Origin of the sequence: Lewinella sp. IMCC34183 (genome assembly GCF_003390915.1) — a bacterium.
In the GTDB taxonomy this organism is placed as follows: domain Bacteria; phylum Bacteroidota; class Bacteroidia; order Chitinophagales; family Saprospiraceae; genus Neolewinella.
Map to the genome: position 1 here is coordinate 875548 of NZ_QMEM01000001.1, position 15210 is coordinate 890757.

General features: G+C 61.3%; 12 protein-coding genes and 2 tRNA genes. 13 read left to right on the forward strand and 1 reads right to left on the reverse strand.

Translation table 11 applies throughout. From position 1 onward, the window contains the following. Positions 1-16 precede the first annotated feature (16 nt). Together DQG19_RS03645 and DQG19_RS03650 are read left to right on the forward strand one after the other, a co-directional pair. On the forward strand, positions 17-466 hold the full coding sequence (locus DQG19_RS03645) for a GNAT family N-acetyltransferase (RefSeq protein WP_116124839.1): 450 nt from the start codon (positions 17-19) through the stop codon (positions 464-466). Positions 467-492: 26 nt separating this feature from the next. Next, positions 493-942: a GNAT family N-acetyltransferase gene (locus DQG19_RS03650; protein WP_116124840.1), complete on the forward strand. Its 450-nt coding sequence runs from the start codon at positions 493-495 to the stop codon at positions 940-942. A 1-nt stretch (position 943) separates the two neighbouring features. On the opposite strand, the gene DQG19_RS03655 is transcribed toward DQG19_RS03650, so the two are convergent. Then, positions 944-1942, reverse strand: coding sequence for a polyprenyl synthetase family protein (locus DQG19_RS03655; RefSeq protein WP_116124841.1), 999 nt, complete (start codon positions 1940-1942; stop codon positions 944-946). Positions 1943-2064: 122 nt separating this feature from the next. On the opposite strand from DQG19_RS03655, the gene DQG19_RS03660 reads away from it, so the two are divergent. The 11 genes from DQG19_RS03660 to DQG19_RS03710 all read left to right on the forward strand — a co-directional run bounded on the left by DQG19_RS03660 (position 2065) and on the right by DQG19_RS03710 (position 15137). After that, entirely contained in the window at positions 2065-3039 is a 975-nt protein-coding gene (locus DQG19_RS03660; RefSeq protein WP_116124842.1) for a YpdA family putative bacillithiol disulfide reductase, read from the forward strand. 30 nt (positions 3040-3069) lie between these two features. Continuing rightward, positions 3070-4428, forward strand: a complete 1359-nt coding sequence (locus DQG19_RS03665; protein ID WP_116124843.1) for a dihydrolipoyl dehydrogenase family protein — start codon at positions 3070-3072, stop codon at positions 4426-4428. A gap of 107 nt (positions 4429-4535) precedes the next feature. Next, on the forward strand, positions 4536-6200 hold the full coding sequence (locus DQG19_RS03670; RefSeq protein WP_116124844.1) for a DNA polymerase/3'-5' exonuclease PolX: 1665 nt from the start codon (positions 4536-4538) through the stop codon (positions 6198-6200). Between the two features lie 228 nt (positions 6201-6428). Further along, entirely contained in the window at positions 6429-9431 is a 3003-nt protein-coding gene (locus DQG19_RS03675) for a SusC/RagA family TonB-linked outer membrane protein (protein ID WP_116124845.1), read from the forward strand. 19 nt (positions 9432-9450) lie between these two features. Continuing rightward, entirely contained in the window at positions 9451-10923 is a 1473-nt protein-coding gene (locus tag DQG19_RS03680; RefSeq protein WP_116124846.1) for a RagB/SusD family nutrient uptake outer membrane protein, read from the forward strand. Between the two features lie 81 nt (positions 10924-11004). Further along, on the forward strand, positions 11005-11220 hold the full coding sequence (locus tag DQG19_RS03685; protein WP_116124847.1) for a hypothetical protein: 216 nt from the start codon (positions 11005-11007) through the stop codon (positions 11218-11220). Positions 11221-11319: 99 nt separating this feature from the next. Continuing rightward, positions 11320-11856: an NADPH-dependent FMN reductase gene (locus DQG19_RS03690; protein ID WP_116124848.1), complete on the forward strand. Its 537-nt coding sequence runs from the start codon at positions 11320-11322 to the stop codon at positions 11854-11856. Positions 11857-11886: 30 nt separating this feature from the next. Continuing rightward, the gene (topA, locus tag DQG19_RS03695; RefSeq protein ID WP_116124849.1) at positions 11887-14490 is read left to right on the forward strand and encodes a type I DNA topoisomerase; all 2604 of its coding nucleotides are present in this window, start codon (positions 11887-11889) and stop codon (positions 14488-14490) included. A 49-nt stretch (positions 14491-14539) separates the two neighbouring features. After that, on the forward strand, positions 14540-14869 hold the full coding sequence (locus DQG19_RS03700; protein ID WP_116124850.1) for a DUF3467 domain-containing protein: 330 nt from the start codon (positions 14540-14542) through the stop codon (positions 14867-14869). A gap of 82 nt (positions 14870-14951) precedes the next feature. Then, positions 14952-15026: transfer RNA gene (locus tag DQG19_RS03705), tRNA-Val, on the forward strand. Positions 15027-15063: 37 nt separating this feature from the next. Continuing rightward, positions 15064-15137: transfer RNA gene (locus DQG19_RS03710), tRNA-Pro, on the forward strand. Positions 15138-15210: the final 73 nt, after the last annotated feature.

Genomic DNA, 15210 nt, shown 5'->3' on the forward strand with positions numbered 1-15210 from the left:
CCGTTACTTTGCGGGCATGAGTATACAAATACGTCAGGGCTCCGCCGCCGACCTCCCCGCCGTACACGGACTGGTGGGCGAGCTGGCCCGCTTCGAGCGCGCGGCCGATGCCTTTACCGCTACGCTGGAAGAGTACCACGAGGACTTTACCGACCGCTTCTTTCACGTCATCGTAGCCGAGGAAACCGGTAGCGGGAAAGTCGTGGGTATGGCCCTTTACAACTTCGTCTACAGCACCTGGAAGGGCCGCATGCTCTACCTGGAGGACTTCGTCGTCGACCCGGAATACCGGCGCCACGGCATCGGACAGCGCCTCTGGGATGTCCTGAAGGAACGCGGGCGGGAACGCAGGTGCAAGCTGATGAAGTGGCAGGTACTAGACTGGAACGAGGACGCCATCCGCTTCTACGAGAACCAGGATGCCGAAATTGAAAAGGAATGGTACAACGGTAAGCTGACCCTTTAGTCCACCGTACCTGTACCTTTGCGGCCATGAACGTAACTATCCGCCAGGGCACCGCCCACGACCTACCCGCCGCCTACCGCCTGGTGGGCGAACTCGCCCACCACCTCGACGCCGCCCACGACTTCACGGCGACCATCGACAATTTCCGGGCCGATTTCAGCGCCGGGTTCTTCCACTTTATCGTCGCGGAAGACCTGGAAGCCGGTAAAGTGGTAGGCCTGGCCCTCTACAATTTCGTGTACAGCACCTGGAAAGGGCGCATGATCTACCTGGAAGACCTCGTAACCGACCCGGCCTACCGCGGAAAGGGCATCGGGCAGCAGCTGTGGGACGAACTCAAGCAGCGCGGGCGCGAGAAGGAATGTCAACTGCTGAAGTGGCAGGTAGTGGAGTCCGACGACAGCGCCCTGCGGTTCTACAGCCGGCAGGAGGCAACTTTCGAAGAACAGTGGTTCACCGGCAAGATCGAGCTGTAGACTAATAGGTACGCTGCAGCAAATCTTCGGCCACAGCCCGCAGTACCCGCTTCCACTGCGGATCGCCGGCCACGGCGTCGAGGTGGGCGTAGGCCTCCTCCTGCAACTCGTCGCGCAACTCGGCCACGAGCCGCGGCACATCCTGCAACCGCATCAGCTCCGTGACCCGCGCCACCTTGGGGCCGGGGTCCGCCGGGGTGTGGCTGAACCAGTGGATCAGCTCCTCGCGCTCCGTGTCCTGCAAGCCCTCCACCGCCTTGATGTACAGGAAAGTTTTTTTGTTCCGGATGATGTCGTTGCCAGTCAACTTGCCGGTAGTAGCCGTTTCCCCAAAGGCGTCGAGAAGGTCATCGTGGAGCTGAAAGGCCAGCCCGGTAAGGCGTCCGAAGGCGTATAAATGATCGGCATCCTCGCGGCTGCCGCCGGCGGCCAGGGCACCCAATTCTAGGGCCCCACCCAGGAGGATAGCCGTCTTGAGCTCGATCATGCGGAGGTATTCCTCGATGCTGACGTCGGCGCGCCGCTCGAAGTCCACGTCGTACTGCTGCCCCTCGCAGACCCCGGTGGCCACCCGGTTGAAGGTGGTCAGCAGCTCCGGCAGCCGGCGCCGGTCGGGCAGGGTGTTGAGCAGTTCGTAGGCCCGGATCAGCATGAGGTCGCCGCTCAGGATGGCGGTGTTCACGTCCCACCGCTCATGGACGGTAGGCCGGCCGCGCCGCAGCGGGCTCTGGTCCATGACGTCGTCGTGCAGGAGCGTAAAGTTGTGGAACACCTCGACCGCCAGGGCCACCGGCATTCCCTGCGGCAGGTCGGGGTCGTCGCCGAACATGCGGGCGGCGATCAGCGCCAGCAGCGGCCGCACCCGCTTGCCCCCCACCTCGAGAATGTAGGCGATGGGCTCGTAGAGTCCGCGGGGCTCCGAGCGGGGCAGGCTGTTGTCCAGCCGCTCGAGAAATCTTAGGTTGAGGTCCTGGATCTGGCTCAGGTCGCGGAACGGCATGTATCGGGGCGTTGAGGCCACAAACATACAAAGATCGCCGACGCGGCGAACGGCAAGCCGCCCTCCTGAACCATGCTTCGCGTTTACGTGTCCTATGGCAGTACCCACTATTTACCTCGCGTATGCTCGACCTTGTCATCATCGGCGGCGGCCCCTCCGGCATCAACGTAGCCATCAGCGCCAAGCGCGCCGGGCTCGACTACCTCATCATCGAGAAGGGCGTGATCGCCAACAGCCTGTACCACTTCCCGGTCAACATGACCTTCTTCAGCACCTCGCTGAAGCTGGAGATCCAGGACACCCCCTTCATCAGCCACCAGGACAAACCCACCCGCAAGGAAGCCCTCGAGTACTACCGCCGGCTGGTCGACAGCTTCGATCTCAACATTCACCTCTACGAGCCGGTGGAGCGTATGACACCCATTGACGAAGGCTACGAGGTAGTGACCGAAAAAGATAGCTACCGCACCCGCAACGTGGTGGTGTCCACCGGCTTTTACGATACGCCCAACTTCATGAACATCCCCGGCGAGGACCTGCCCAAGGTGCGCCACTACTACGACGACCCCCACGTCTACATCGGCCAGCGGGTCCTGGTGGTCGGCGCCGCCAACTCCGCCTGCGACGCCGCCCTGGAGTGCTGGCGCAAGGGCGCGGAGGTCACTATGGCCATCCGCGGCGACAGCATCTACGACCGGGTGAAATACTGGATCAAGCCCGACATCGAGAACCGCATCAAGGAGGGCAGCATCAAAGCCTACTTCAACACCACGACCGACGAGATCCGGCCCCGCGAGGTGGTGCTCGGTACGCCGGACGGACAGGTCACCCTGCCCAATGACTTCGTGCTGGCCATGACGGGCTACCGACCCAACTACGAACTTTTCGAGCGGCTGGGACTCCCCGTCCACCACGACGCCTACTGCAAGCCGGTCTTCGACCCCGACACCCTGGAAACCAGTCTCCCCGGCGTCTACATGGCCGGCGTAGCCTGCGCGGGCCTGCAAACCAGTAAGTTGTTTATCGAGAATACCCGCGACCACGGGCAGATCATCGTCGACGGTATCCTGCAACACTCACGCAGTCTGGCGAATTAGTACAACAGGACGCCACCCTAAACAATATACATGCCTGACATTAACTACGACGTCATCGTCGTCGGAGCCGGATCCGCCGGACAATCCGTAGCCGTATCCGCCGCCAAAGCCGGCAAGACGGTTGCCATCACCGAGGGCCGGGAGTACGGCGGCACCTGTCCCTTGCGCGGCTGCGACCCCAAGCTGGTTCTCCACGCCGCGGCCGAGGCCATGCACCGCGTGAGTTGTCTGGCGGGTAAGGGTTTCACTTCTACCCCTCCCTTCTCCTGGTCCGACCTGATCGCCTGGAAGCGCACCTTTACCGAACCCGTGCCCGGGGGGAGCCGGAAGAAAATGAAGTCCAACGGGATCGACGTGTACTCCGATTACGCAAGCTTCAAGGATACCCACACCCTCCTCATCGGCGACCGCGAAGTCCGTGGGGAGACCATCATTCTCGCCACCGGCATGCGGCCGGCCCCGCTCGACATTCCCGGTCATGAGCTGATGCTCACCAGCGACGAGTTCCTCGAGATGGAGGACCTGCCCGAAGAAATGATCGTCGTAGGCGGCGGCTACATCGGCACCGAGGCGGCCCACATTTGCCACGCCCTGGGTTGCCGCATCACGCTGGTCGTCACCGAGAACGTCCCCCTCGACAAGTTTGATCATGACCTGAGCGCCCTGCTCCGGCAGTCCGACGAGGCGCGCGGCATGAAATACCAACTCAACAGTAAGGCCACCGCCGTACGCCGCAAGGGCGATCGCTTCGAGGTCGACCTGGAAGATACCGGCGGCAACACCACTACCCTCCTTACCGACCGCGTCATCCACGCCGCCGGCCGCATCCCCAATACCGAAAAGCTGACGCTCGATCGCGCCGGTATCAAGACCGACAAGAAAGGCCGCATCTGCGTCGACGAGCGCCTGCGCACCAACCTCGACCACGTTTACGCGCTGGGCGATTGTGCCGACACCGGTCTGCCCTTAACGCCGGTGGGGACCCACGCGGCCGGGGTGCTGGCGCAGAACCTGTTTCACGGCAATGATCTCGCTCTCGACTATTACCCTATCCCAACGGTAGCCTTTTGCCTCCCGGGCATGGCCAGCGTTGGTATGACCGCCCAGGAGGCCGAGGACTCTGATCGGGAGATCACCGTGCACTACCAGGCGGCCAGCTCCTGGTTCCATCCCCACCACCTCAATGAGGGCGTATTCGGCTTTAAACTGCTCGTGGACGAAGCGGATCAGGTCCTCGTCGGCGCCCACCTTCTCGGTCCCGATGCCACCGAGCTGATCAACCTGCTCTACGTGGCCATCCGCCGCCGTATTTCCGTGCGCGACCTCAAGGACCTCATCTTCGCCTACCCCACCGCCGCCTCGAATATCTCGGCGATGCTGAGTGCGTAGTTTAGCGGGTAGAGCGGGTAGAGCGGGTAGAGCGGGTACCTAGTAGCGGGTAGCGCACTGCAGCGTACATGCTACCTGCTACCTGCTACTAAAGCTACCTTTGCAAAATGACGAACCCCGAGATCGCCCGGCACTTCCGCGAACTGGGCAAGCTCATGGAGCTGCACGGCGACAATCCCTTCAAGATCCGCTCGTACACCAATGCGTACAACAAGCTGCGCAAGGACGAGCGCGACCTGGCCGGCATGTCCGAGGAGGACCTTCAAAAACTCGAAGGCGTCGGCAAGGCCATCGCGGGCAAGATCCACGAACTGGCGACGACGGGGAAAATGGAGACCCTGGAAAAGTGGCGGACCCAGACCCCGGAAGGCATACGGGAGATGCTGAACATCAGCGGCTTCGGCCCGAAGAAGGTGAAGGCGGTCTGGGACGGGCTCGGGGTCACCACCGTCGGACAGCTACTCTATGCCATAAACGAGAATCGCCTGGTGGAACTGAAGGGGTTCGGCCTGAAGACCCAAGAATCCCTTAAGCAAAAGCTTGAATTCCTGCAGCGCAGCCGCGGCCGCTTCCTGTACCGCACCCTCGCCATCGCGGCGGACGCCCTGCTCGAGCAGCTCCGCAACCGGTACCCCGACGAGCAATTTGCGCCTACCGGAGCCCTCCGCCGCGGCTGCCCCACCCTGGCCCGCATTGAGTTGCTCACCACCCTTGCACCCGCGCTCGTCGCCGAAATTCCTGGGTTGGTTGTTAAAAATAATGACGAAACCGCCACCCACGGGGAAGTCGACGAACTCTCCGTGACGCTGTACCACTGTACGCCGGAAACCTTCGGCAGCAAGCAGTTTCGGCGGACCGGCAGCCCCGAGTTTCTGGCCGCCTTTGTCGCCCGGTTTCCGGACCTCGATTTTTCCGGGCTGGCCGACGAGCGGGAGGTCTTTGCGCGGGCGCAGGTGCAGTGGATCGCCCCCGAACAACGCGAACAGGACTGGATCCTCGACGCGGCGGCGACCCCCACCCCCCTGCCCGACCTGATCACCGCGGCCGACATTCGCGGAGTGGTGCACAGCCACACTACCTACAGCGACGGCATCCATACCCTGCGGGAGATGGCCGAAGCGGCGCGCGCACGCGGCTACGAATACCTGCTGGTCACGGACCACTCCCAGGCGGCCTTCTACGCCAACGGACTGAAGCCCGACCGTGTACGGGAGCAGTGGGCCGAGATCGACACCCTGAACCGGGAGCTGGCCCCCTTCCGCATCCTGAAGGGTACGGAGTGCGACATCCTCTCCGACGGCAGCCTGGACTATGACGATGACTTACTCGCTGGCTTTGAGGTAGTTATCGCTTCCGTTCACAGCAACCTCAATATGGATGAGGAGCGGGCCACCGAGCGGCTGCTGGGTGCCATCCGCCACCCCGCCACCAACATCCTGGGGCACCCCACGGGGCGGCTGTTGCTGAGCCGGGAGGGCTACCCCATCGATCACCGGCGCATTATCGACGCCTGCGCCGAGCACGGCGTCGCCATTGAGCTCAATGCCAATCCCTACCGGTTGGATCTCGACTGGCAGTGGCTCCCCTACGCCCGGGAACGCGGGGTGCTCATTTCCGTCAATCCCGACGCCCACAGCACGGGGGGCATCGACGATATCCGCTGGGGGGTAATAGCCGCGCGAAAAGGGGGGCTGACGGTGGCCGAGTGCCTAAATGCGCTTCCGGCTGACCAATTCCTCGATTTTCTGCGAGACCATAAGACCAAATCCTAACAATGCGGACTACGGCAAATCCCTTTTTATATATTTGCGGCCCGGTAGTTGTCCCGACAATTACTGTTCTTATGAATTTCGGAGGCAGCGTTCGCCAGATGTTAAGAGTTCCTTAACCCGTGCGGTTCCTTCGTTCATAATATCCCCACGTTTCCGTGCCCGCTGGCCCGTCACTTGGCGTAAGGCAGGGCACCCCATCATCCAAATTTCCAACCAATAAACCACAGTATGAAGTCATTTAAACTTATTGTGTGGGTGCTCCTCCTAGGGGGCGTAAGTGCTCTGCACGCCCAGCAGTCCATCACCGGCGTGGTGACGGACGACAGCGGCGTTCCGCTGATCGGTGCTTCGATCCTCGCCGCGGGCACGACGACCGGTACCGTAACGGACATTGACGGCAACTTTACCCTCAGCCTTCCCGAAAGCGCGCAGGAGCTCGTCGTATCCTATACGGGATACACCACCGGTACCGTACCGGTGACGGGTGCCAGCAACTACACGATTACCCTGTACGAAAATGCTGCTACCCTTAATGAGGTAGTCGTCACGGGCTACGGAACGCAGACGCGCCGCCGCCTGACGACCTCCATTGCCTCGGTCAACTCCGAGGAACTGAAGGGCGTACCGGTGACCGATTTCCAGAACGCCCTGCAGGGCCGCCTTCCCGGTGTGACCATCTCCTCCAACTCTGGATCGCTGGGTTCCCAGACGAGTATCCGCGTGCGTGGTATCGGCTCCATCAACAGTGACGTACAGCCCCTCTACGTGGTCGACGGCGTTATTCTGGAGACCAACGCCGAAGGTTACCAGCTCGGTGGCCCGGGTACCAGCCCCCTCTCCAACATCAACCCCAACGACATCGAGTCGATCGACGTCCTGAAGGACGCCGCCAGTGCCGCCATCTACGGATCGCGGGGCTCCAACGGTGTTGTCCTCATCACCACCAAGTCCGGCAACTACAACGCCCCGGCCAACGTGAGCGTAAACCAGTACGTCGGATTCTCCAATCCTACCGCCCAGTACGACTTGCTAAGTGGCCCGGAATACGCCCGTTACTGGAACCAGGCCGTCCTCGCCGGTGGTGACTCCACCAAGATTGCTACGCAGCTTTACGACAACCCCGACGAGGAGCCCGATGCCAACTGGATCGACCTCGTGACCCGCACCGGTTCCGTAGCGGAGACCAACGCCAGCGTCAGCGGCGGTACGTCGGACCTCAGCTACTTCCTCGGTGGCGGTTACCGCGACGAGAAGGGCTGGACGGAAGGTACCAGCCTGCAGCGCTACTCCTTCCGCCTCAACCTCGAGCAGCGCTTCGGTGACAAGTGGACGGTAGGCCTCAACCTCAACCCTACCCGCACGGTCAACAACCGGCAGAACGAGGACAATAACGTAGCCTCGCCCCAGACCTTTGCCTCCCTGTTCTTCCCCAACCTCGACCCCTACGACGAGAACGGCGAAGCAAAAGGTGGCGTACTGAGTACCAGCACCGGCCGCACCCAGTTTGCCGGTAGCCCCCTCATCAACTGGCAGGACCAGGAGATCAGCCTGACCACCAACCAGGTGATCGCCAACATAAACGCTTCGTTCAAGCCCCTGGACAACCTGACCTTCGCTACCCGCTTCGGTACCCAGTTCCTCTCCCTGGAAGATTTCCAGCGCTCCGGCGTCCTCACGACCGACGGCTACGGCTCGGGCGGTACGGGCGGTGCCCAGCAGCAGTCGGTACTCAACTACACTTGGAACAACACGGCGCTGTACAACTTCTCCATCAACACCTCCGAGTTTGAGGTGCTTGCCGGTATCGAGTTGAATCGCCAGACCGAGAACGGCTTCTTCGTCGATGGTAACACCTTCGCCGACGATCGCCTGGCGACCCTCAACTCCGCCGCCGAAATCACCGGCGGTGGTGGCTCGCGTACCGAGTCGAATTTCGTGGGCTACTTCTCCCGCCTCGGTTACGTATTTGACAACCGCCTGTTCGTGAACGTGGTGGCCCGCCTCGACGGTTCCTCGCGCTTCGGTTCGGACAACTACTACGGCTTCTTCCCCGCCGTATCGGCCGCCTACGACTTCTCCAATGACCTCAACACCCCGAGTGTCAGCCAGCTGAAACTTCGTTCCAGCTACGGTAAGACCGGTAACGCCGGCATCGGTAACTTCGCCAGCCGGGGTCTCGTTTCTTTTGGTAACGACTACAACGCCGTTCCCGGCTTCCTGCTGAGCCAGCTCGCCAACACCGAACTGACCTGGGAAACCGCAACCACCTTCGACGTTGCTGTTGACTTCGGTTTCTTCAACGATAAGATCAAGGGCTCGCTGGGCTACTACAACAAGGTAAGCTCCGACCTGCTCCTCGATATCCCCCAGCCCTACACGGCCGGTATCAGCACGGCGGCCCTTACGGCCAACGCCGGTGAGATCGTCAACCAGGGTGTGGAATTCAGCCTCCGCTACAACGCGATCTATCGTCCTGACTTCCAGCTGTCCTTCAACGTGAACGGCGCCACCGTAGATAACAAAGTTACCCAGCTCGTCGACAACAACGGAGACGGTGAGCCCGACGACATCAATCTCGGCAACCAGCTGATCCGCGAAGGCGAGGCCATCGGTTCCTGGTACCTCACCGAGTACGCCGGGGTCAACCCCGACAACGGAGACGCGCTCTTCGTCAACGCGGACGGAGAGATTTCGAAGACCTACCAGCAGGGCAACGCCCGTCAGATCGTTGGTAATCCGCTGCCTGACTTCAGTGGCGGCTTCGGCGGTAACCTGTACTTCAAGGGTGTCGACCTGAGCTTCTTCTTCCAGGCCGCCCTCGGTCACCAGCTGTACCTAAGCGAAGGCCGCTTCTACGCTACCAACATGTCTTCGGTCTACAACCAGGAGCGCGGTCAGCTCAACAGTTGGCGCCCCGACAACCGGATCACCGACATCCCGGAGGCCCGCCAGGTGGGTAACGGCAACCAGCACTCGACCCGTTACCTGTCGGATGCCGACTTCCTGCGCCTGCGTAACGTGCAGCTTGGCTACACCTTCGACGGCCTCAACTCGAACGGTGCTTCTCTGCGGCTCTACGTGAGCGGACAAAACCTGCTGACGTTTACCGACTTCGCCGGCCTCGACCCCGAAGCCAGCGGCCAGGACGTCAACGGTGTTGCCAGCGGTTCGCTGTTCTTCAGCCGCCCGCAGAGCAAGCTGTTCACCTTCGGCCTCAACCTCAACCTCTAACTAGAAAGATTCTTGCTATATGCAAATCCCCAAAATATTCCTACTCACCGGCCTGGTCGTAAGTATGGCCTCGGGCTGTAACGACTTTATCGAACGGCCGACCCCGGCGCAGTCGCTGCCCTCTGACGCGGCTTTCTCCGACGTTCCCGGATTGCAAACTGCCCTGGTAGGTGCCTACGATGCCGTTCAAAACGCCGACTTTGGCGCCGCAGGCATTGCGATGAACTCCAGCATCCTGTCGGACAACGCCGACTGGCGCGGTTCCTTTCCCAGCTACGCGGAAATGTACGAGCGTCAGCTTACGCCCTCCAACGCGGAGGTCAACGGCTTGTGGTACCAGGCTTACCTGGCCATCAACCAGGCTAACCTCGTAATTCGCGGCGTTGAGACCATCGATGATCCCAACCTCACCGAGGACGTGGCGGCGCAGCTGCGGGGCGAAGCCCTGTTTATCCGGGCGTTCTCCCACTTCGAACTCGTGAAGGCCTTTGCACAGCCCTACGGTGCCGACTCCGGTTCCGACCTTGGCGTGCCGGTAATCACCACTCCTACCGCTACCAGCGGTGACATCACCTTCCCCGCCCGCAATACCGTGGCTGAGGTGTACAACGCGGTAATCAGCGATCTGATGACGGCCCAGGACTTGCTGGGACCCGACTACGAATACGGTTTCGCCAGTGGTACCGCCGCTACCGCACTGCTCGCCGACGTGTACTTCCAGCAGCGTAACTACGAGCAGGCCGCCGCGCTTGCCGAGGAAGTAATCAATACCCCGGGCTATTCCCTGACCGACTCTCCCGAGCAGCCCTTTTTCAACGAGGGGACCAGCGAGGAGATCTTCGCGGTAGTTTCCACCGTGCAGGACAACCCCGGCGTCAACGGCTCACTCGCCACCTTCCACAACATCAACGGCCGGGGCGGTGACATCGTAGTTAATCAGGCCCTCCAGAACCAGGGCTACTTCCAGATCATCACCGACGAGGAGATCGCCGCCGCGGGTGGCGACTCGCTGGTCGATCTGCGCCTCGCCCGCCTAGCTGCTCCGAACGCCGCCGGCTTCTACAACGTGGAGAAGTACGACGACTTCGCGAATAACTCCGACGACCTGATCGTGCTGCGCCTCGCCACCTACTACCTCATGCGTGCCGAAGCACTGGTCCGCCTCGAGGGAGTGAACGAGGAAAGCATCGAACTGCTCAACACCATCCGTAACCGTTCGCTCCGTCGGGTCAGTGCCGATGGCACCCCAATGAAGGATGCCGAGCTGTTCAGCTACTCGGAGGACGACTTCGACAGCCCCGAGGAACTCATCGACGCCATTGTCCTCGAACGGTGGGTAGAGCTCGCCTTCGAGCCCAACCGCCTGAACGACCTGAAGCGACTGATGCGCAGCGTACGCGGCCTGCCCTACGATTCGGACAACTTGGTTTTCCCGATCCCCCAGCGGGAGCTCGACGCCAACGACCAGTTGGTACAGAATAGCGGCTACTAGTCCGGCTGTTCACCCGATAAAAACGCCCCGCTTCCGGTCCCGGAAGCGGGGCGTTTTTGATTGTCTATCTTTCATCCCGTTATGCCCAACCGTTTTCGCTCCTCCCGCCACCTTATCGTGCTCGTTGCCTGCCTTGCGCTGTTGGCGCTGGGGGTCTATCAGGCCTATTCCTTTCAGCAAACCGCCGGGGACGGATTTGGCATCAGGCACACTAGCATCACCGTTACGCCCTGGATTTTGCTGCTGTGGATTGTGGGAGCGGTGGGACTTATCGTCGTCTTCCGCCGGCGCGCCTAGTCAGCGGGCGGGGCCGCGGGTGCCGGGGCGTGCGGAATACCGCATAACCCTTTGGCTATAAATTTTGTACTACGTTTGCCCCCGCCTAACCCCCACCCTATGATTACCGTCATCTCCGGTACCAACCGGCCCGAAAGCCGCACCCGCCTGTTTGCCGATTACTTCAGTGCGGCACTGGAAGAGCTCGGTCAGCCGACGCAGTTACTGGACATGGCCGACCTCCACCACGGCTACTTCCACACGGAGATGTACGCGGGCAAGCCCGGCGACCCGCGGCTCGTGGATATTCACCGGCAGTATATTCAGCCGGTCCGGAAATTTGCCGTCTTCGTGCCGGAGTACAACGGGAGCTATCCGGGGGTGCTGAAGCTTTTCCTCGACGGTATCTCCGTGCTCGACTACGCCGGCAACTTCAAGGGCAAGCACGTGGCCCTGGTCGGCCTGGCCTCGGGCCGCGCCGGTAACCTGCGGGGGATGGACCACCTGGCGGACGTATTCGCGCACATGGGGGCCTGGGTCCTGCCCAACCGGCTTCCGATTTCGGGCGTGGAAGGCCTCATTTCATCCGACGAACTCACCGATGCCGATACGAAAAACGCACTTCTCCAACAGGCGGAACAACTAATTGCGTCCTAGAATCGTAACCCTAGAGGAAGCTAATCACCTATGTCTAAGAATCTATTGATTGTCGAGTCTCCCGCGAAAGCGAAGACCATTGAAAAAATACTCGGTAAAGACTATACCGTCAAATCGTCCTTCGGCCACGTACGCGACCTGGACAAGGGAGACGGGGCCGTCGACGTCGACCGCAACTTCGCCACGAAGTACGTCGTCTCCCCCGAGAAGCGTAAGGTGGTGAAGGACCTCAAGGCCGCGGTCAGCAAGGTGGATACCGTGTGGCTCGCAACGGACGAAGACCGGGAAGGAGAGGCCATCAGCTGGCACCTCTGCGAAGTGCTCAAGCTTCCGGTCGATTCCACCAAACGGATCGTTTTCCGGGAGATCACCCCACCTGCGATTCGCGCCGCGATCAACAATCCGCGCACGGTCGACGTGAACCTGGTCAATGCCCAGCAGGCCCGCCGCGTACTGGACCGCCTGGTCGGCTACGAACTGTCGGGCGTACTCTGGAAGAAAGTGAAGTTCGGCCTGAGTGCCGGCCGCGTGCAGTCGGTCACCGTCAAGCTGGTGGTGGAGCGCGAACGGGAGATCATGGGCTTTACCCCCTCTCCCTTCTTCCGGGTCAACGCCATCTTCACGGTGCGCAACGAGCAGGGCCGGGAAGTAGAACTGAAGGCCGAATGCCCTGACCGCTTCGACGACCAGGCCGGCGCCGAAGCCTTCTTAAAGAAGTGCATGGGCGCCGAATTCAGCATCAGCGACATCGAGGTAAAGCCCACCAAGCGCAAGCCCGCCCCGCCCTTCACCACTTCCACCCTCCAGCAGGAGGCCAGCCGCAAGCTGTACATGAACGTGGAGCGGACCATGCGTACCGCCCAGCGCCTCTACGAGGCCGGCCTGATCACCTACATGCGGACCGACAGCATCAGCCTGTCCGAGACCGCCCTGCAGGCCATCGAGCAGGAGGTGACCAAGGAGTACGGCGCCAACTACAGCAAGGTGCGCCGCTACAAGAGCAAAAAGAAGGACGCCCAGGAGGCCCACGAGGCCATCCGCCCCAGCTACGTCGACCGCCACAGCATCAACCAGGGTGACCGCGACGAGCAGCGCCTCTACGAACTGATCTGGAAGCGCACCATGGCGAGCCAGATGGCCGACGCCGAGCTCGAGAAGACGACCGTCAATATCGCGGTGGACAAGGCCCCCGACGCCCGGCTCCGGGCCCAGGGCGAGGTACTTAAATTCGACGGCTTCCTCAAGCTGTACATTGAGAGCAACGACGACGACGAGGAAGACGAGACCACCGACGGCATCCTTCCGCCCCTCTCCCAGGGACAGATCCTGCCCCTCAGCGAGATGACGGCCACCCAGCGGTTCACCCGTCCGCCGACCCGCTACACCGAGGCCAGCCTGGTGAAGAAACTCGAGGAGCTCGGTATCGGCCGCCCGTCCACCTACGCGCCCACCGTTTCCAAGATCATGGACCCCAAGCGCGGTTACGTGACCCGCGAGAACCGCGACGGAGAGGAGCGCGCCTACGCCGTACTGACCCTGAAGGACGACTCCATTACCGAGGAGAGCAAGACGGAGGTCACCGGTACCGTGAAGAACCGCCTCTTCGCCAGCGACATCGGCATGGCGGTGAGCGACTTCCTGGACGAGCACTTCGAGGACGTCATGAACTACCAGTTCACCGCCGAGATCGAGGACAAGTTTGACGAGGTGGCCGACGGCCACGTCACCTGGACCCAGATGCTGGAGGACTTTTATCTCCCCTTCCACGAAATTGTGGACGAAACTACCGAAAGCGCCGAGCGCGTAACGGGCGAACGCATTCTGGGCAATGACCCCGCTACCGGCAAGACCATCCTTGTACGGCTGAGCCGCAACGGCCCGGTGATCCAGCTGGGCGCCCCCGACGAGTTGGTCCCCGACGAAAAGCCCCGCTACGCCAACCTGCCCGCCGGGGTAAGTATGGAAGAGATCGAGCTGGAGCAGGCCCTGCCCCTCTTCGACCTACCGAAGGTGCTCGGTGAGATCGACGGCCGGGAAACCGTCGTCGGTATAGGCCGCTTCGGGCCGTACATCCGCTGGGGGGACGACTTCATCAGCCTGCCCAAAGGAGACGATCCCCACTCCGCCACCCTGGCCGACGCTAAGGTGCTGGTAGCCGCCAAGAAGAAGGCGGACGAGCCGGTGATGACCTACAAAGGACAGCCCGTCACCCAGGGGGCGGGACGTTTCGGGCCCTTCCTGAAGTGGAACGGCATGTTCGTCAACATCCCGAAGCGCTACGACCCCGATAACCTCAAGAAGGACGAGATGACCGAGCTCATCCAGGCCAAGGAGGAAAAGGAGGCCAACCGTTACATCCAGCGCTTCGAAGCGGACAAGATCGACGTCGAGCAGGGCCGCTGGGGCCCCTTCATCCGCTTCAAGAAGAAGTCGCTGAAGCTGCCCACCGTGGACGGCAAGAAGATGTCCCGCGAGCAGGCTGCCGAGCTTTCCCTGGAAGAAGTAAAGGCGATCATTGAAGACCAGGTGCCCAACGCGTTTAAGACAAAGGCCAAGAAGGCTCCGGCGAAGAAGAAGCCGGCCGCCAAGAAAAAGGCCCCCGCGAAGAAGAAGACTGCCGCGCGGAAGAAGTGATGATTACCCCCCGCCGGTCGGCCTCGGTCCGGCGGGGTATATTGTGGCCATGGCAGACGACAATAAAAAGCAACAGGGTAACCAATTGAGTATTGACCTCCCCGAGGACATTGCCGAGGGGGTGTACTCCAACCTGGCGATTATCACCCACTCCAGTTCTGAATTCGTGGTGGATTTCGTGCGCATCGTACCCAATGCCCCCAAGGCAAAGGTGAAGAGCCGCGTGATCCTCACGCCCGAGCACGCCAAGCGGCTGTTGGCGGCCCTGGCCGATAACGTGCAGAAGTACGAGCGGCAATTCGGCGCCATCAATAATAGCGGCGGAAACAACGGTCCGCAGTTCCCGCCCACTTCTTTCACGCCGACGGCCCAGGCCTGATGCACGAAAGGGGAGAATTTCTTAGCCAGAACTTTTGTGCTCCCGCGGGTAATTGTATATTTGCAGCCGCTTAGCTTTACAGGGTCGATTAGCTCAGTTGGTTTAGAGCGTTGCATTGACATTGCAGAGGTCACTGGTTCGAATCCAGTATCGACCACCCGCAGCTGATCACCGGATAGCTGCAAAGAAGAGTTCGGGATGTGGCGCAGCCCGGTAGCGCACACGCCTGGGGGGCGTGGGGCCGCTGGTTCGAATCCAGTCATCCCGACACTACGTGAGAAGGTCAACCTGCTGGTCAGGTTGGCCTTCCTCATTTACGGAAACCTCCATCTTGCTTATTA